This window comes from Bartonella kosoyi (assembly GCF_003606325.2).
In the GTDB taxonomy this organism is placed as follows: domain Bacteria; phylum Pseudomonadota; class Alphaproteobacteria; order Rhizobiales; family Rhizobiaceae; genus Bartonella; species Bartonella kosoyi.
On record NZ_CP031843.2, the window covers coordinates 1,003,747 to 1,020,500 of the forward strand.

Consider the following 16,754-nt stretch of genomic DNA (forward strand, 5'->3'; position numbering starts at 1 on the left):
CAAGAAACCCATTAGAGGAGGGGAAAATGAAAAAAACTTTAAAACTATTGAGCTGCATAGCTTTTTTAAGTACAGTTGGGTGTGTTAATCAAATTCCCTCACTTTCTCCAGTATTATGGAGGCAGAAAATACTTTTAGAATGTGGCGTACCGGACCTTGATAAGGTTGTGGCGCTAGATTTGAATCAATTTGCTAGTATTGAAATTTGTATGGGGCAATCAGGTTTTCGCCCTAGCTTTACCATACAAGAATGGTGTGAGAACCATAAATCGGACAATCTTCCCATATGTCGTCCTGGAGCTGTCATGCCTCAGCGAAGTGTTGAGAAACGCTTAAATAGTCCTTATTGTAAAAGACATAAAAACGTACTTGAATGCCAACCCTAACAACACAAAATCATTCGCAAAGCGCTTTAATGAGAATGTTGGTTTTGGTGCTGGAGCAACGGGTGGTGGAGGTTCAATGAGCGCCTCTTTGAACAAGGATAAATCCTCTAGTGATTATCACAGTGTTGTAGAGCAATCAGGCATCAAAGCAGAGGCGGGCGGTTTTGATATTACAGTTACGGGGACAACAAACTTGACCGGAGGCATTATTGCGAGCAGTGCCTCAGCGGATAAAAAGAGTCTGACCACCGGAAGCATTACGACGAGTGATATCACCAACAGTGCGCATGCGACAGCCAGCAGCCATGGTTTTAGCCTTTCTGGAAATGACACGATAAAAAATATTACCAAGAATGTTTTAAACCATGGCAAAGCCAAGGATGGCGCAGAAGGAGAAACCAAATCCGCTATCAGTGATGGAACCATCATCCTAACCAATACAACTGGCCAAAGGTCCATGGGGCAAGATGCTGGAGAAATCATTGGTTCTCTCAACCGCAATACTGCAACAGCCCATCAGGCTGTTGCACCAATAGACGCCACATCCCTTGAGGGAGCAGTGCATAATCGCTTAGACATGATCAATGATTTATCCGATGAGGGATTGGGATATTTTTATAAAATTTACAAAATCGCTTATGCCACAAAACATCCTGAAGGAGAAGTTGCGCATGATGAAAATGGCAATGTCCTCTATTTAACCGATGAAAATGGAAAACCTATAAAAGGCAATGATGGAAAATATATTACTCTGTATCATTTTTTAAAACCAGAGGAAGAAAATCATTTACAAAAAGGCTCTGATGGCGAGGTTCATATGTTTTATAATGGTATTTTTACCTCCCCCGATGATGCCGCGCGTTATGCCGTCCAATTTGCTGACAACGATCATGGTCATCTGTATTTTACATATTTCCCGCAAGATAAAGACATGCTAGTAGAGGTTGGTATAGCGGTTTTTCAGAAGTTTTTTGAAGGTACATTTTTCTTTGGATTGACCAATTCGACCAAGAAGTTCCAGAATACAATGTATCTTTATGGCAATGACGGATTACGTATTGATGGGCACAGCCGTGGTAGTATGACGGTAGGTAACGGAATGCATGATTTTGAAAAGCGTGGTATTCACGGTATAGCAGGCAACACGAGTATCAATCTTTTTGGTCCAGCTTACAACGCTCAATCGATGGCTAATACACTCGATTATTTAAGTGATGGCAAGCAAACCTCTGTCGGTTTAGAAAACCACGCATATGACTTTGTTGGTATAAAGTTTGGTGGAAATCCTGCTACTTTTGATAAGATCCCTTCAGGGAGTAGTCCTGGGAACGAGGCATGGAGAATATTTACGACTTATCCTACTGTCCATGCTTGTTATGGTCATGCAGGTCGTGAGTGTACATCGTTCTATGGCTCATCTCACCGTATACAAATTAATTCAATTCAATCAGGGGGCAAGAAATGAAATACATCTTAAAATTATTGAGTGTGCTTGTTTTGTTTATTATAGCTGGATGTGGTATTGAAAACATCGATAAGCCTCCTCCAGGGTATCTCAGTATGTGGGAGAAGCCAGGGGCAGATTTTACAGAGGTAGGAAAAGCCTTGTTAGAATGTGGCATGCCAACCCCTTATGGTGAGGATTCAGAAAGTAGAGAGCAGAGCATTGATGAGCAAGCAACAGTTCATGCTTGTATGATTCAATCAGGATTCCACTATAAAGATGAACATGAAGGAGGATGGTGTTATACATTTAGAGAAGAAAACCTTCCCATTTGCCAACCTGGTGCTGTCATCCCAAAACGGAGTGTCGAAAAGCGCTTAAACAGCCCGTTTTGTAAAAAGCATCCAGAACAACCTGAATGCAAGCCTTAAGTCTTGCTGTTTGTGGAAACTACAATCCCCACATTCATGTGTTCCCATGCTTGTGCGGGATTGTCTCCTCAACCAACAATCTCAACACTGTATGTGAAGCAGTATAACGTAGGGAATACACTTAGTAATCCTATAACGTTGCGTCATAGGACGGATTGTGCACTCTCTAGGATTGTGAATTTGAGAAAGCCTTGTCCGTCCTTACGTGACAAGGTTTTTTTTATGCCGCGTCACTTTGACGTTGCTGTTTCGCTTGCTCGATTACATTGAGAAGATCCGATTGTAACCAACGGGATAAAAAACCAAATTTTAAAGGTTTTGGGAGAGAGCCATTGGTGACATGACGGCGGAATGTTGAGACACTCATATGAAGCAATTTTGCACTTTCACGGTCAGTTAAAAGAATATCATTTTCTGTCATTCTAAAATCCTTTCATTTTCAAAAAAATAGAAACAAATCATGCCTATTTATTAAGCACATTTTGGTTTATTTTTGAAGGAATTTTATTTATAGAAAACAATATATTATCATATAATTTCTGATGTGATAAATTATGCGTCTTATTGAGAGAGAATGAGAAAACAGAGAGCGAAAGTTATCCACAGATTATGGGGTTGTTCACCCCATATCTTAAGATTGACCAGTGACATAAGCCGCCCATTTATCCATATAGACACGGCGCTGTTCTAGATAGTCAGTACGACGATAGGCACGCTCTACTTTACCACCGACCACATGCCCTAAAATGGTTTCAGCCACCTCATAGGGGGCATCGGTTGTTTCAGCGAGCCAATCGCGTAAACTAGAACGAAAACCATGGGGGCAGGCATCAAGTTTATTATCTCTCATATATTGAGCCATACACTTCTGCGCAAGAGCCCCCCGACCGGTTGCAGAAAAGAAAAAATCATTACGAGAAAGCAATCGTGCTTGTTTTAAAATGTCTAATGCTTCTGTTGATAGAGGTACGCGAAATTCTTTTGTTGTATCACGCTTTCCTTTCATATTTTCAGCAGGAATAGTCCATATATCTCCATCAACTTGATCCTTATGGATATAACGTAAAGGACGTGTGCGAACGCCTGTCAGAATAAGCAGACGCAAAGCCAGTTGTGTTAGGGTTGTTTTTTGACAAAGTATTTTATAAAAAGCCGGCACATCTCTCCAATCCATGGCAGGTATATTTTGTTTTTTATAACGTTGTTTGCCTAAAAGAGCGCGTGCTTTTTCTGCTGCTTGTAAATCAACATCCAATCCTAATGCAGCCGCATGTTTGAGACATATATTAAGGCGAATGAGTGCTTTCTCTGCTGTTCCAGCTTTTGTATGCCAAATAGGGGCAAGTGTGTTGCGTATCTCTGTTTGTGTAATCTCAGAAACGGGCAGACAGCCTAATTTTGGTAAAATATGGAGTTTTAAAGGTAAAAACCAATGTCCATTCTTACCACCCCCTTTTAATTCAGCTTTACGACTTTCAAAAGCATCCACGGCAATATCTTTTAAGTAATGGAGATTACGCATTGCTTCACGTTTTTGTTTTTCACGTTCTTGAATAGGGTCACGCCCTTCACGTAAAATAGAACGCCATTGGTTTGCCAATTCACGTGCTTTTTTTTAAGAAATATCTCTCAAGGCACCTTTTAAAGAAACATCTCTCAAGGCACCCAATCCCATTTCACGACGACGCCCGTGAAGGGTATACCGTAAAATCCATTGAGCACCTCCATCTTTACGCTTATGAAGTAGCAAGCCGGCACCATCGTTATATTTGCCAGCCCCCAATGTTGCGACAGACCTTGCATTAAGACGGTTCATAAGTGTCATTTTTACTCCTTTCTTATACAAATTTTATCCACACATTCATCCCGCTTGTGATGTGCAAATGAGTGGTTTTGATTGATTCAAGATAAACAGCTTTGAAATAAGAGAATCTTAGGTTATTCGGGACTCTCATTCAACATACAAAACAGTGAATTATCATTATAAATCAAAGCGTTATCCAAATAAATAACCACGTGAATAAAGAGAGACCGATAATTATAGTTAGTATGCTTATCTTTATTTTATCATTCGCAAGTCCCCAAACAAACACAACGAATGTCAACATAACTACAATGATTATCGCTATTTCAAAACCAGTAGCAGGTACATCATTACCCTTATTCCCTAACAATGCTTGTTGCATAAGCATATTATTCTGTATAGTTATTTGCAAAGAATCGAATTTACTCATTAACATCAAAAAGGAACATCATCATTTATAACAGCATGAGGCGTATCAAGAGGTTGTTGGAAACTTCTGTCATAAGTAGATAATGGCTCTTGATTATCGTTATTTTTTCCGTTTAAGAGCTTTAACTCACCTTTTTATTTTAACTCACCTTTTTATATTGTGATAAGACGATCTCTGTTGTGTAACGGTCAATACCGTTTTTATCTTGCCATTTACGGGTTTGTAATTTGCCTTCTATGTAAACCTTTGAACCTTTGTTTAAGTATTGAAGAGCAATTTTTGCCAAATGTGGATTAAAAACCACCACGGAATGCCATTCTGTTTTCCCTACTTTTTGCTGTGTATTTTTATCTGTATAGCTTTCAGAAGTAGCCAACCTAAAATTGACTATTTCGGCACCAGAATTCATTGTTTTGCTTTCGGGATCTGCCCCTAAATAGCCAATTAAGATCACTTTATTCAACATGTTTGTAAGTTCCATTTGATTTGCATTTTATATACGTAAAATCTTATCATAATTTGTTTATTTTTTCAATTATTTCAGTTAATTAATAACAGTTTTTTAAAGTATTGCATTATAATTTTATTTGATAAACTCACTAAATAGCTGTGTTATAAAAAGGCAAAGCTTTTTTGTTCGATTTATTATTGACAATCGAACCTTTTTGTACGATATTGGTTTTATGGAATTAAGGGGAGGCTAAATGAAACGAGAAGCGCTGCTTAGAGAGTTACGCAAAGAAGCCAGAAAAAGAGGTCTTCATTACAGTGAAGCTCCAGATGCAGGCAAAGGGTCACATTATTTGGTAACTTTTGGAGACAATACAACTGTTATAAAATCGGGTGAATTAACGCCACTTTACGTGAAGATAATAAAAAAACAATTGGAAATATGAAATTTGTAATTCAGACTCTTTTAGTTTTTCGTTTCAAAAGCATTTTGATCATAGTGAGGAGACCTAAACATGGAATATACGTATCAAGCAAAATTTGAAACTGATCCGGATGGTGGTTTTGTTGTGACTTTTCCGGATGTACCTGAAGCAATAACAGCTGGAGAAAATAGAGCAGAGGCAATAGAGAATGCTGTTGAAGCTTTAGGGTTGGCATTACGGAGCTATTCTATGCGTGGTCTACCTTTACCTGTACCACAGCAATATAAAGGTCTTGTAGAGGTTACGGTAGATGCGTGGAATGCTCTTAAGCTTGCAGTGGTAGAAGCCTTTAATGAAGCGAATATTACAAAAACAGAATTGGCACATCGTTTGGGTAAAAAAGAAACAGAAGCAAGACGCATTCTTGATCCCAAGTATCCAACGAAGCTTCAAACTTTAGAGCAAGCACTGAGTGTTCTTGGCAAGCAAGTCGTTATTACAATAAAAGATGCAGCTTAACTATCTCCTCGCCTTTGAAGACGAGAAGATAAAATCATGTTTTTAAATCTAAGCAGCTTTTAAAACAGATTTTTCTAAAACCTGTTTTGCTTCTTCAATGAGTGTTTTATACTGTTCGCTTTCTTCTACCAATGTAAAGGCTTTAACAAGATGCATGTGGAGAGGACCATAAATGTAAACAGCCTTTTTAGTTGGAGACATTTTATCCCAATCTTTTGGAAAATCAAAGCGTGTATCATGGTCATAATCAACAGATTGGCTTTTTAACTTTTTCTCACACTCAATAAAGTAACGACGAGCTTGTCTGCCTTTCTCATTGCGTTCAACCATTGAGAGTTCTTTCGCCATGTTTAGTGTGATATGATATTCTTTACTTATAACATTTTTACGTTTCTCATTTTTGAGAAACGTAAAACCATAATCTTGATTTTCCAAAAATCCATATTCTTTAATACGGCGTACAATCCAATCTGCAAATTTAGAGTTAACTTCTAAGAACATATATAATTCACGTGCGTTAACAGTTTGCACAGTTTCTTGTCCAACAGCTTGTTCTGATATTTTAATTAGAGTGTTCATCTTATTAGTCCTTTGTTTTATAAGTTAAAGTATCCAGGGCTAAAACAACCGAACTAATACAGTCCTTCGTATCTTTAGGTTATCCTTGGACATACACACGAAGACCCTGGACAAAATTTTTTATGATGGGCAACAGATCTTTCGGGATACCGTTGAACCGATTAGTTACGAGGTGTTTTAAGCCTGCCAATCAGACTATCGCTGTTCACAGAAACTGTCAATTATTTTTTGAAAAATCCTAAAAGTAATGACACTCTAAAGAATGCCAGGCGCTAACAAACACGGCGATTAGTCCGTCGTTACACTTTTCCCATAAAGGTATTGTATAGTGTAACTACACCCGACAAGACCACTATATGCTACACGCATATAACGAGTCAAAACCTTCAATGTGCGGAGAAAAGATTGTATCGTAATCTATCCGCTAATCGCTTAAGTGTTTGTTAGGCAACTTGATTCGACAATAGACACATTGTTGCAACGTTGTCAAGAAACTTCCAATAATTTGTTGATTTCATCAATCGATGTTAAGAAGATACAATACCGATTAACCAAAACAGTCTTATAAATCGGAGATTTTACTATGGCTTTTTAGTACAAGACTGTAGTATGTAGATGGATATATTTATTAAACTGCGTGTACGAAACATAAGAAACAATACACAGCATAAAAAGTAGTACCAAAGCACAATGTCTAAATACCCAAATACGGTATCCAATGAAAAAGAAAACTGGTGTTCCACGTGCTTAGAAGTGACAGGCAAAGAAACAGCCTCTTCATAACTATTTGGAAAAATTAAAACGACAAGTGCTAAAATTATTAGATTTAAAATTCGGTGCATATATTGTTGTAAATCACGTGTTAGGATCACCCAACCCGTTGTATCATCATGTTTATATTTTGGATTATTTTGCAATTCAAAAGGAATATGAGAATTGCATAAAATTACAAAAATATTTGTTATTATTATCAAACCAAAAGAGGCAAATATCAAAATACTTTGAATAAAATAGGGATTTTTTTTGATATCTAAAAAGCATAAAAATATAAAAACTATAATGCCAAACAAGGCTCTTAGTTGCTTATCTGTAAACATTTTCATTTCCTGCGGTTTTCGATAGTTTTTTAATCTCTCTGTTGATGTCATCTATGAGAGGTTCGTAATTAAGAACGCTTTTTGGCAAATTGCCACCATAAACCCATGCTTTTACTTGCGCTTTGGTGCTAAAATCTGCCTTTTCTGGTATGGTGTAATACTGACCACCGTCAAACTTTTCACACTCTCTTATGCCGTCTTCATATTCGTAGAGGTTGTAAAAATACTCTGCTGCTCCGTCTCCCCAAGGAACATACCCAACAGCCGTTGCGATAAACTTTTTTTGCATGGGCTTTTTACGGTTTATTAAGGATAAATGTTTTAAAATGGGCATGTTTTAATCCTAACTTTACCTATGGGTTTATTTATCTCAAACTTGACCGTACAAGGCGTTTTGTATTGCGGATGTGGTTTTCATCATAAAATCTTTAAATCGCTTTGTACGGTACTTTTTTAGCTGTTTAAACCCATATATCTAATCTCAAAACCATCAGCACTTTTCACTATTTTGCTGTTCTATTAGGTGACGTTAAATACAATTTTACAACTGATGCTTCTGACAAAAGATCTGCTTTCAAATTTCTGCAATAATCTGCAAGCTCTGCCCCTGTTGGCATAAAGGTTTTTGATAACCCCTTTGCTTCTCCACGTATAACGTCCTTAACAGCTCGTTTAAGAGCGTGCTCTGAAGCGTCTGCTAACGCTATGCTATAGTTCAAAGCGATAACATCAGAGTCTGTATTTGCCGGTATTTTGAGACCAGAAAGCAAATAAGCTGCCGCCCCGATATGTTCAACTGTAACTTGCCGTGAAAGCAGTGTTTGTAAGCGGTTACAATCTTGCAAAGTTTGCACTTCTTCCTCCTGCGTCAACGGCTTTCCTCTCATAGAGATCCGAGGATACCAACTCCGGTCCACCCTCTTTGCAAGTTCTTTCAAATGAACTGATAGTCTCTGTATTTCTGCTGCATTCTGATCCGTAAGTATCGCCAGCATAGATTGCTGCTTTGAGGTCACTGAAGCTTTCTGCGAGGTTGCTGGAGAAGTTGTTTGCTGGTTGCTTATAGCGTTCATTCGCATAGCGTTTTTCCCTTTCTAATTTTTCTCGTTTCTTGGCTAGCAATCCATATTCTTGGTGTGTAATCCACTTGTACCATGCCTTTTGCCAATCACTTTTTTTAGCATTTCGATTTGGATTATTTTGCCAATGAAGTTTAAATCTTTCGAATTCTAATAACGCCTCATCATGCGTTAATCCTTTGTCGATTGCGTATTGCAAATTAGGTTCGAAATCATCAGGCAAAAAACACTCTCGATTAGCTTTTGACCGCTTGGCTTTTTTGGGAACGCTTGTCTGCTCGTGAATGGGTGGTTGGTTTTCTGATGATGTTTCGATTTGTTCTGATTGGCTTTCAACAGCATCAACCTCGATTGGTTCGTGAACCAAATCAGTTGTTTCTAAATTTTCAGAACCAATTTCTTTTTTTGCTAATACGATAGTATTAGTTTTTTTATTATATATGTTATTGTTATTGTTAATGGCATCATTAAGCATTGCTTGTGCATTGCTAAAATCCCCACAAGCATCATGCTTAGCATCCTTAAGCATACCGTTAGCATCATGCTTAGCATTTTTAGCATCACTCATTGTTTTTGCTTTATGATGTTTTTCCCATTTTGCCTGTGCTGCCTTCTTTGCTCTCTCTGAAAATTTATTTATATTTTCATTTGAGTTATTGAGTTCTTCCTCAACATCTGAACTCCACAAACGACCATCTTCTAAAGAAATGATGTGCCCAGATCTAAATAAGTAATTTAACGCCTTTTCAAATCTTTTTACTGAACAACAAGTAAAATGAGATAATATTCCTGCATCATTCAAAAGAGGCTCACGCGTGTGTAACATTCTTATCCGTAACTTCACATAAACATTGACTTCCATAGGTGGTAAATCAGAGAGTTTAAATAGCCACTGGTCTGTATTAAGTCTCGTCCAAGCCAATTTAGTTGACATATTTTACCTCCTTTTCTTCATTATTATTAGAGGTAAAATTATCTAGCTCTTCACTGAAGTTATTAAGCTCTTCTTCAACACGCGTATTCCACAATCCGCCATCTATCTCAATAAGTTTATCATTTCTCATGAGATATTCGACAATCGTTGCAAATTTTTTCTGCGAACAATTGCAAGCGCGTGCAAGCGTTTGAAAGTCTGTTTTAATTGGTGCTTTTTTATCATACATGCGAACGAGAAGCGTCATATAAGCCCCCCTTTGCTCCAATGTCATTCCATCTGTACCACTTATCCAGTCATACAAATGGAATCTTATCCATGGCATACCATTAGACATGTGTGCCCCCTTCTTTCTTTAAATATAAAATTGCTAAAGCATCTGCTTCATTATCATCTTCAGGCGCGTGCCCTTTTGCATACATCGCCTTAATCATTTCTACTTTTGAGGCGTTTCCTTTTCCTGTCGTTGCTTTCTTAATTGTGCTAACAGGAATGCCTTCATACGGTATCTGATGATGTTCACACCACGCCGTTAAGGTTGCTAACAAACCGCCATACACATGGGCTGCATCAGTACCGATATGCCGGCGTACTTCTTCAAAATACACGGCATCAATGCCGCCTACTGCCTGCTTTATTTCTGATAGACATCTCTTAAAGCGTAAGTAACGCATACCACCGCCTTCAAAACGACGTGGCTGGAAATTCATGACACCACTGACGATGTGACCATCAGCACCACAAATAGCCCAGCCAGTCTTGATACCTAGATCAAGACAGAGAATGGTTCGCGTGTTATTGATCATAATCCCCCCCTTAGGCTCTACGTATTTATATGCGTGCTGTGACAGAGCGCGTAATCATAAGTTTAAAAAAGTGGATTAACTCAATTCAGACGCACACTACACGCATCATTTATTAATTTGATTTCTTCTTCTCTTTTTTTGATGAGGTCATCCCTTAAGAAGCCAAGATTACTTTCGACTAAAGCTGTAAACAAAAGTAGCTCATTTAGGCGATGAAAAGATGACAAATCTTGAGAAAAATAATTATCAAACCAAGTTGTAAAAGCTTGCGTAAAGGCAGATGAAAACCATTGATTAAAATCATCGTATGGCAATAACGGAAAATAATTTCTATCATCACGCGCAAAAATATTTTGCAGTATATAGACAAGATAACCTGTTGATGAGGGATCTATGCAACTTTCACATGTCTGATTAGGCGAGCGAACACCATAATATATGTCTTCACGTCCAATCTTATTAACAAGATTAATCAACTTGACTTTACTTATAGTGATATGCGGGACATCTATCATCTCTGATCTTTCTTCTTTAAGCCTGTGAATTATGCTGTGGGTGTTTGTTGTTGTCTGTAGAAGCAATAGTAAAAGCAGGCATAGAACTGTTCTTTAATTGTTGTAGTTTCAGATAACTTTTTAATGATAATCCTTTGCCTTGTTCCCAACGACAAACAGAAGCTTGCTTAACGCCTAAAAGGTCTGCTAATTCCTTTTGTGTTAGAGATAAACACTTTCGGATAGATTTAATCTTTAATTTTTCCTCTGTGCCCATTTGAATTGAATCCATTATTTTTAACCATATACGCAATTGTATACAATTTATTTAAAAAAACAATAGATTTTTTTAAATTTAAAAATCATAAGTGATTAATTATGACAAAAAACATCATTGCTACATTGCAAGTATTGCAATCTGAATTTGGTCTCAGCCAACAAGATCTTGCAGAGAGATTAAATGTAACCCAAGCAACCATATCAAGATGGTTGGGGAGCGAGTCAGATCCTAGAGGTTCACATAGAGATGCAATTCTAGAACTATATAAAAGCTTAAAGGGCTATAACCAAATTACTACACTCGTTCCTATTATGGGGTATGTAGGAGCAGGACTAGAGATTGATACAGATGTTGAACAAATTCCAGAAGATGGGCTTGAGACAGTTGAAATACCATTTGATTTACCTTTTGAAGCATTAGGTTTCATGGTTCGTGGAGATTCCATGTATCCTGTGTATAAAGATGGTGATTTAATTGTAGTTAAACATCTGCAAACAAAGCCAGTAAGCGATTATTATGGTGATGAAGTTGTTGTTCTAACAGAAGATAATAGGCGATTCATCAAACAAATTACTCGTTCTCTAGAGGGCATTGTACTTAAATCATGGAATGCAGACCCTATTAAAAATGCTAAGATAAAATGGGTTGGAGAAATAGTTGCAATACTACCACGTAAATCTTATCGTCCACTTATGAAATAATCCCTATAAAGCTTTTGATTCTATCATTCTAAAGACGATATTTATACAGAAATGCAAAAAAAGTGAAATATTTGTAATTTTTTTCTTGATTTAATTTATACGTTTGCGTATAAGTATTATATAAATTAACACAAGCAATTGCCAAGGGGCGTTAGGGAGGAGAAATTATGGAAAAGCCAATTCTTATAAATTCTAATGAAATTCTCTTAGTCATCTGCGAAGATGAAGATCAAAATCTCGCTAAATATGGACCTTTTTTCGAAGAAAAGGAAGTGATCAAATTTATCGACCACGTCGATAATGCGGTGGAAATTTTCCGTATCGAACCAACAAATAACCGGTGCGAAGATATCTCTGAAGATGCTGCTGAATTATACCTTAAAAAGTATGAAGAAGAGTGTTTTGAAGGAGGTATCACCCATGATTTTGTTCTACATAGTTCTGCATACGGTGTTTTTTTAGATGATATCAAACGGTGTGAATATGAAGATGAAATGTACGGTACTTACGAACAACAGCACCGTTTGCGTCCTTGTGATGTGCTTTAAAAACTCTTAAGGGCGTTTGAAAAAGCGCCCCCTTTTCCCATCAATAATTGATTAGAGTAAACTTATGAACACACATGATAATGATAGTGAAGGATATCTCATACCTGAAAACGAGGCAGACAATAGTATTGGTTATGTCCAAATGGTCAATGCCCATGTCATGCATAGGTACTTAAATTTAAAACAAGATTTTAATACTTGGTTTAATGATTGTGTTGAAAAGCTTGATCTAAAAGAAGGTGTGGATTTTGTTTTTACAAAACAAGAATGGAACAAAAAAAAGATTTGTCCAAAATCTGAAATAGAAACAGATAAAACTGATAATCATCACTTCAAAATTCACGCAGCAAAGAAAATCGCTCAAGCAGAGCGCCATAGAAACTATGGCAGAATATTATACCAAGACTTGTGTTTTTATTAATTTAGGAAGTGATGATGCAGAATTTTATTAGAACATATGAAAAAAAATACAAGCTTCTTAAAGGAGTCCATTATGCATAATTTTGTCACAACGGCCAAAAGCAATTTTAATAACAAAACTGTTCAAACTATGTCCAGTCGTGAAATTGCTGAACTATGTGGTAAGCAACATGCACACATTATGCGTGATATTAGGCAAATGTTAGGGGAATTATACCCTGAAGAGGGTCAATCCAAATTTGGATCCACCTATTTAGACAAACAAGGCAAGCCCCAAAACTGCTACCATCTCCCCAAACGTGAATGCCTCATCTTAGTTTCGGGTTACAACATGGCATTACGTGCTAGGATTATAGACCGTTGGCAAGAATTGGAAAAGCAAGCAGTAACACCACAAATCGACTATTCAAGTCCAAAAGCTATGATTGGCTTTTTGAATTACCTCCAAGGGCAAATAGATCAAAAAGACAGCATTATTGAAGATTTAACACCAAAAGCCATGGCACTTGAAAGTTTACAGCGCCATGATGGGCTCTTTGGTCTTACTGAAGCCGCGAAAATACTCGAGATGCAACCAAAACAATTCATTCAATTTTTACAGCAAAAAGGTTGGATTTACAGACGTGCAGCAGGGGGAAATTTACTCCCTTATCAAGACAAAATCCAAAAGCAACTGATGGATTGTCCAACCATCACACTTCAAACCGCCAGTGGAATAGAAAAAGTCATTCCTTGCGCAAAAATCACAGCAAAAGGCATGGGGCTGTTGTCTCAAGAGCTTAAAAGACAAAGCATGCATTAAGAGGAGGGCATTATGATAAAAAAGAAATATAAACTCACTGATGAAACAATCAAAGTTGATGGAACAACGCTTTATCGCATACGCGCCTTAAAAGATTTTGATGATGTCAAAGAAGGCGACCTTGGAGGCTTTGTCGAGAGTGAATGGAATCTTAGCCATGATGATAATTGCTGGGTTGGAGGCAATGCTTGTGTTTATCAAAATGCATATATCTCTGAAAATGCCAAGGTTTATGATGATGCCGAAGTTTATAATAACGCAAAAGTTCGTGGTAATGCCATAGTAGCCGGAGATACAGCATTTTATGGAAGTGACGCTATTTTAAGGTAGGGGGATAAATCATGGAAAAGAAATACGAACTTACTGATGAGAAAGCTGAGTTTAAAGGGGTAACTCTTCACCGTATCCGCGCTTTAAGAGACTTTGGAGTTATTAAAAAAGGTAATTTAGGCGGCTTTATAGAAAATGAAAACAACCTATCGCATCATGGTAATTGCTGGGTAGGTGGTAATGCATTCGTCTTATCTTGTGCTTGCGTTTACGATAATGCTCAAGTTTATGATGATGCTGAAGTTTATGGTAGTGCACGAATTAAACATAATGCACATGTTTACGGTTTTGCCGAAGTTTATGGAATGGCAACGGTTTCCGGTAATGCACGTATTTATGGTAACGCAAAAATTTATCGTGATGCGGATATTGATGGCGATAATATCATGTCCACTGGAGAAAAAGCATGGTGAAAAAATACGAACTGACTGATGAGACAATCGAAGTTGATGGAAAAACTCTTCACCGAATTAGAGCATTGAGAGACTTTGGAGATGTTAAAAAAGGAGATCTAGGTGGTTTTATTGAAAATGAAGGAAATCTTAGCCATGAGGGCAATTGTTGGGTAGGTGGTTCATATATACCCTGTGCAACTGGATATGTTTACGGCAATGCCAAGATTTATGAGAATGCTAAGGTTTATGGCAATGCACGTGTTTATGACAATGTAGAGGTTTTTGGAAATACCTATATTATGGGTCCTGCTCGCATTTATAACAATGTAAAAATTTATGATAATGCTATTATATCGGGCTGTTTCGTGGGAAATGTTGAGATTTTTGGAGATGCAAAAGTTTATGAGAATGCTCGTATTTATGACGAAGTTAAGATTTCTCAAAATGCCGAGGTTTGTGGATTAGCTAATATTAACGGAAACACGAGAATTCCTCAAGATATAAAAATCTAACAACCAAACCAAACAACTTTTAACACAAGCGTGATTCACGCCACGGGGGAATTGCGCGCAATGGAGGAAAGCAAAATGAATGAACAAAACACGAACTTAACAGAAGTAAACAAAACAAACAATTGTGAAGTCAAATCTACAGCTATGGAACTTATTTTAGAAAGAGCTTTAGAAAATGATGTCGATCTGGACCGTCTCAAGAGCCTTCTCGAGTTACGAGAAAAGGAGATAGAACGACAAGAGCGCAAGAATTTTGTCCGTGATCTTTCTATTATGCAAATGGAATATCAAAAAATACATAAAAATGCTACAAACACCCATACAAATAGCCAATATGCTACGCTTGATAAATATCTTGATGCCATAAAGGATAGTCTTTCAAAATATCGCTTTTCCTTGTTTTCTCGTATCAAAGAGCAGAATTCAAATGGCATAACTGTAGAAATGACTTTAAAGCATATATCAGGCAATGAAATATCAACACAAGGAACATTTCCTTTTGACACTACAGGGAGTAAAAATAACATACAAGCAGTTGGTTCTACAATCACTTACGCACGTAGATATCTCTTAGGTATGCTTCTTAATATTGTGAGTGAAGATGATGATACAGATGGAAACGCTCCTATCAAAAAGGCATTTCCGCAGCAAATCAATGAAATCAGAAGACTCATAGTGCAAACCCAATCAGAAGAAGCAAAGGTACTTGATTATGTTAAAGTCAAAAATCTTACGGATATGTCTGAGGGACAAGCCCAAATCGTTTTGCATCTTTTGAAAGATAAACAAAACAAGCAAAAGGCTCCAAAAGAACAATCTCTTCCACAACAAAAGAAGATAGACGCACCTATACAAGATATTGAATATGCACCAACACAACAACAAACGGCGGTGTGAAATGAAACAAAGAACAGAAGAATGGTTTCAAGCCCGTCTAGGCAAAGTCACCGCATCAAACGTTTATAATGTACTCAGTAAAACAGCGAGGGGAACCCCTACAAGCAAATATGAGAACTATAAAATCCAACTTATGACAGAGCGATTAGCAGAGAAAGTAAACCAGTTTTATACGACACCTGCTATGCAATGGGGCATTGAACATGAAGAAGATGCCCTAAAAGAATATGAATTCATTTATGACACGATTGTCACAAGATGCGGATTTATCGAACATCCCACAATCAAAATGGCTGGTGCAAGCCCTGATGGTTTTATTGGTGATGACGGTTTAGTTGAAGTCAAATGCCCGCAAACAAATACTCACCTGCGCTTTTTTATAGATGACAATATAAAGCCCGAATATAGTGCGCAAATGCAGTTCCAAATGGCTTGCACTGGACGAAAATGGTGTGATTTCATTAGCTATAATCCGCATTTTGTAGGCAAATCACTTCACTTGCGCATGAAAATCAAACGCATCTACCGTGATGAAGAACAAATTGAACAGATCAATCAAGCGGTTGAAGTCTTTTTAGAGGAAATAGAGCAAGAGATGGAAAAGATCTCGACAAAAGCTGCATGAAGTTATGGGGGTGCTCTCTCCTCCCAGCACCCCCACCCATTTAAGTAATAAATAATATAAAAATAGAAAGGCAATAAGATGATATTTGATGATGGCGATAGATATGTAACAACCCGTGAATGTGCACAGCTTTTTAGTGTGTTGACAACAACGATTCGCAATTGGGTACTCCAAGGAGTATATTTCCAGAGCCATATAAGCTAGGGAGAGCCGTAAGGTGGAGAAAAAAAAGAGATTCTAGCCTTTACTCCAAAGAAAAATACGGAGCAAATAACAACAAATTAGGTAAAATTGTATAAACCGTAGAAGGTGTTCTAAAAGGTGGACTAAAAACAGAGAATCAAATGGAAAAAGTATATATTTCAA

The 16,754-nt window shown here is 37.4% G+C and carries 24 protein-coding genes and 3 pseudogenes; 15 read left to right on the forward strand and 12 right to left on the reverse strand.

The window, feature by feature from the left end; genetic code table 11:
* Positions 1 to 26: 26 nt before the first annotated feature.
* From D1093_RS04345 to D1093_RS04355, 3 genes are read left to right on the forward strand one after another with little or no spacing between them, the layout of a single operon-like run.
* Complete coding sequence (locus D1093_RS04345; protein ID WP_120100883.1) at positions 27 to 386, forward strand: hypothetical protein; 360 nt, start codon at positions 27 to 29, stop codon at positions 384 to 386.
* Positions 370 to 1,851 (forward strand): filamentous hemagglutinin, encoded by a 1,482-nt coding sequence (locus tag D1093_RS04350; protein ID WP_244614032.1) that lies wholly within the window; start codon positions 370 to 372, stop codon positions 1,849 to 1,851. The genes D1093_RS04345 and D1093_RS04350 overlap by 17 nt, the downstream gene beginning before the upstream one ends.
* On the forward strand, positions 1,848 to 2,261 hold the full coding sequence (locus D1093_RS04355; protein WP_120100885.1) for a hypothetical protein: 414 nt from the start codon (positions 1,848 to 1,850) through the stop codon (positions 2,259 to 2,261). The genes D1093_RS04350 and D1093_RS04355 overlap by 4 nt, the downstream gene beginning before the upstream one ends.
* 220 nt (positions 2,262 to 2,481) lie before the next feature.
* Here D1093_RS04355 and D1093_RS04360 read toward each other — a convergent pair whose 3' ends face one another.
* From D1093_RS04360 to ssb, 3 genes and pseudogenes are all read right to left on the reverse strand, one after another.
* On the reverse strand, positions 2,482 to 2,682 hold the full coding sequence (locus D1093_RS04360; RefSeq protein WP_007347209.1) for a helix-turn-helix transcriptional regulator: 201 nt from the start codon (positions 2,680 to 2,682) through the stop codon (positions 2,482 to 2,484).
* A gap of 210 nt (positions 2,683 to 2,892) precedes the next feature.
* Positions 2,893 to 4,086 (reverse strand): annotated as a pseudogene (locus tag D1093_RS04365) (tyrosine-type recombinase/integrase).
* 414 nt (positions 4,087 to 4,500) lie between these two features.
* Positions 4,501 to 4,961, reverse strand: a pseudogene (ssb, locus tag D1093_RS04370) (single-stranded DNA-binding protein).
* A gap of 238 nt (positions 4,962 to 5,199) precedes the next feature.
* Here ssb and D1093_RS04375 point away from each other — a divergent pair.
* Complete coding sequence (locus D1093_RS04375; RefSeq protein ID WP_120100889.1) at positions 5,200 to 5,391, forward strand: hypothetical protein; 192 nt, start codon at positions 5,200 to 5,202, stop codon at positions 5,389 to 5,391.
* Between the two features lie 69 nt (positions 5,392 to 5,460).
* Positions 5,461 to 5,889, forward strand: coding sequence for a type II toxin-antitoxin system HicB family antitoxin (locus D1093_RS04380; RefSeq protein WP_120100890.1), 429 nt, complete (start codon positions 5,461 to 5,463; stop codon positions 5,887 to 5,889).
* A gap of 48 nt (positions 5,890 to 5,937) precedes the next feature.
* Here D1093_RS04380 and D1093_RS04385 read toward each other — a convergent pair whose 3' ends face one another.
* The 9 genes from D1093_RS04385 to D1093_RS04425 form a co-directional block, all read right to left on the reverse strand.
* Positions 5,938 to 6,468 carry an antA/AntB antirepressor family protein gene (locus D1093_RS04385; RefSeq protein ID WP_120100892.1) on the reverse strand — a complete coding sequence of 177 codons (531 nt, stop codon included), beginning with the start codon at positions 6,466 to 6,468 and terminating at the stop codon, positions 5,938 to 5,940.
* 581 nt (positions 6,469 to 7,049) lie between these two features.
* Positions 7,050 to 7,565, reverse strand: coding sequence for a hypothetical protein (locus tag D1093_RS04390; protein WP_120102329.1), 516 nt, complete (start codon positions 7,563 to 7,565; stop codon positions 7,050 to 7,052).
* Positions 7,552 to 7,899, reverse strand: coding sequence for a hypothetical protein (locus D1093_RS04395; RefSeq protein ID WP_120100893.1), 348 nt, complete (start codon positions 7,897 to 7,899; stop codon positions 7,552 to 7,554). Before D1093_RS04395 ends, D1093_RS04390 begins: the two co-directional genes overlap by 14 nt.
* 169 nt (positions 7,900 to 8,068) lie before the next feature.
* The gene (locus D1093_RS04400; protein ID WP_244614019.1) at positions 8,069 to 8,419 is read right to left on the reverse strand and encodes a hypothetical protein; all 351 of its coding nucleotides are present in this window, start codon (positions 8,417 to 8,419) and stop codon (positions 8,069 to 8,071) included.
* A complete protein-coding gene (locus tag D1093_RS04405) occupies positions 8,397 to 9,578 on the reverse strand; it encodes a DUF1376 domain-containing protein (RefSeq protein ID WP_150222265.1) in 1,182 nt (393 codons plus the stop codon). The genes D1093_RS04400 and D1093_RS04405 overlap by 23 nt, the downstream gene beginning before the upstream one ends.
* Complete coding sequence (locus D1093_RS04410; RefSeq protein ID WP_012231588.1) at positions 9,568 to 9,915, reverse strand: YdaU family protein; 348 nt, start codon at positions 9,913 to 9,915, stop codon at positions 9,568 to 9,570. Before D1093_RS04410 ends, D1093_RS04405 begins: the two co-directional genes overlap by 11 nt.
* Complete coding sequence (locus D1093_RS04415; RefSeq protein WP_120100898.1) at positions 9,908 to 10,384, reverse strand: crossover junction endodeoxyribonuclease RuvC; 477 nt, start codon at positions 10,382 to 10,384, stop codon at positions 9,908 to 9,910. The genes D1093_RS04410 and D1093_RS04415 overlap by 8 nt, the downstream gene beginning before the upstream one ends.
* Before the next feature lie 80 nt (positions 10,385 to 10,464).
* Complete coding sequence (locus tag D1093_RS04420; RefSeq protein ID WP_120100899.1) at positions 10,465 to 10,899, reverse strand: hypothetical protein; 435 nt, start codon at positions 10,897 to 10,899, stop codon at positions 10,465 to 10,467.
* 16 nt (positions 10,900 to 10,915) lie between these two features.
* On the reverse strand, positions 10,916 to 11,155 hold the full coding sequence (locus tag D1093_RS04425) for a helix-turn-helix transcriptional regulator (RefSeq protein ID WP_120100901.1): 240 nt from the start codon (positions 11,153 to 11,155) through the stop codon (positions 10,916 to 10,918).
* Positions 11,156 to 11,256: 101 nt separating this feature from the next.
* Between D1093_RS04425 and D1093_RS04430 the strand changes: the two genes are divergently transcribed.
* From D1093_RS04430 to D1093_RS04475, 10 genes and pseudogenes are all read left to right on the forward strand, one after another.
* Complete coding sequence (locus D1093_RS04430) at positions 11,257 to 11,859, forward strand: S24 family peptidase (RefSeq protein WP_120100902.1); 603 nt, start codon at positions 11,257 to 11,259, stop codon at positions 11,857 to 11,859.
* 167 nt (positions 11,860 to 12,026) lie between these two features.
* The gene (locus tag D1093_RS04435) at positions 12,027 to 12,407 is read left to right on the forward strand and encodes a hypothetical protein (protein ID WP_120100904.1); all 381 of its coding nucleotides are present in this window, start codon (positions 12,027 to 12,029) and stop codon (positions 12,405 to 12,407) included.
* A gap of 64 nt (positions 12,408 to 12,471) precedes the next feature.
* The gene (locus tag D1093_RS04440; protein WP_120100905.1) at positions 12,472 to 12,828 is read left to right on the forward strand and encodes an antA/AntB antirepressor family protein; all 357 of its coding nucleotides are present in this window, start codon (positions 12,472 to 12,474) and stop codon (positions 12,826 to 12,828) included.
* Between the two features lie 72 nt (positions 12,829 to 12,900).
* The gene (locus D1093_RS04445; RefSeq protein WP_120100906.1) at positions 12,901 to 13,629 is read left to right on the forward strand and encodes a Rha family transcriptional regulator; all 729 of its coding nucleotides are present in this window, start codon (positions 12,901 to 12,903) and stop codon (positions 13,627 to 13,629) included.
* A gap of 12 nt (positions 13,630 to 13,641) precedes the next feature.
* A complete protein-coding gene (locus D1093_RS04450; RefSeq protein ID WP_120100908.1) occupies positions 13,642 to 13,959 on the forward strand; it encodes a hypothetical protein in 318 nt (105 codons plus the stop codon).
* A gap of 11 nt (positions 13,960 to 13,970) precedes the next feature.
* Positions 13,971 to 14,372, forward strand: coding sequence for a hypothetical protein (locus D1093_RS04455; RefSeq protein ID WP_120100910.1), 402 nt, complete (start codon positions 13,971 to 13,973; stop codon positions 14,370 to 14,372).
* Complete coding sequence (locus tag D1093_RS04460; RefSeq protein WP_120100911.1) at positions 14,366 to 14,866, forward strand: LbetaH domain-containing protein; 501 nt, start codon at positions 14,366 to 14,368, stop codon at positions 14,864 to 14,866. The genes D1093_RS04455 and D1093_RS04460 overlap by 7 nt, the downstream gene beginning before the upstream one ends.
* A gap of 75 nt (positions 14,867 to 14,941) precedes the next feature.
* Complete coding sequence (locus tag D1093_RS04465) at positions 14,942 to 15,763, forward strand: ERF family protein (protein WP_120102330.1); 822 nt, start codon at positions 14,942 to 14,944, stop codon at positions 15,761 to 15,763.
* A gap of 1 nt (position 15,764) precedes the next feature.
* The gene (locus tag D1093_RS04470; RefSeq protein WP_120100621.1) at positions 15,765 to 16,388 is read left to right on the forward strand and encodes a lambda exonuclease family protein; all 624 of its coding nucleotides are present in this window, start codon (positions 15,765 to 15,767) and stop codon (positions 16,386 to 16,388) included.
* Between the two features lie 78 nt (positions 16,389 to 16,466).
* Positions 16,467 to 16,673 (forward strand): annotated as a pseudogene (locus D1093_RS04475) (helix-turn-helix transcriptional regulator).
* Positions 16,674 to 16,754: the final 81 nt, after the last annotated feature.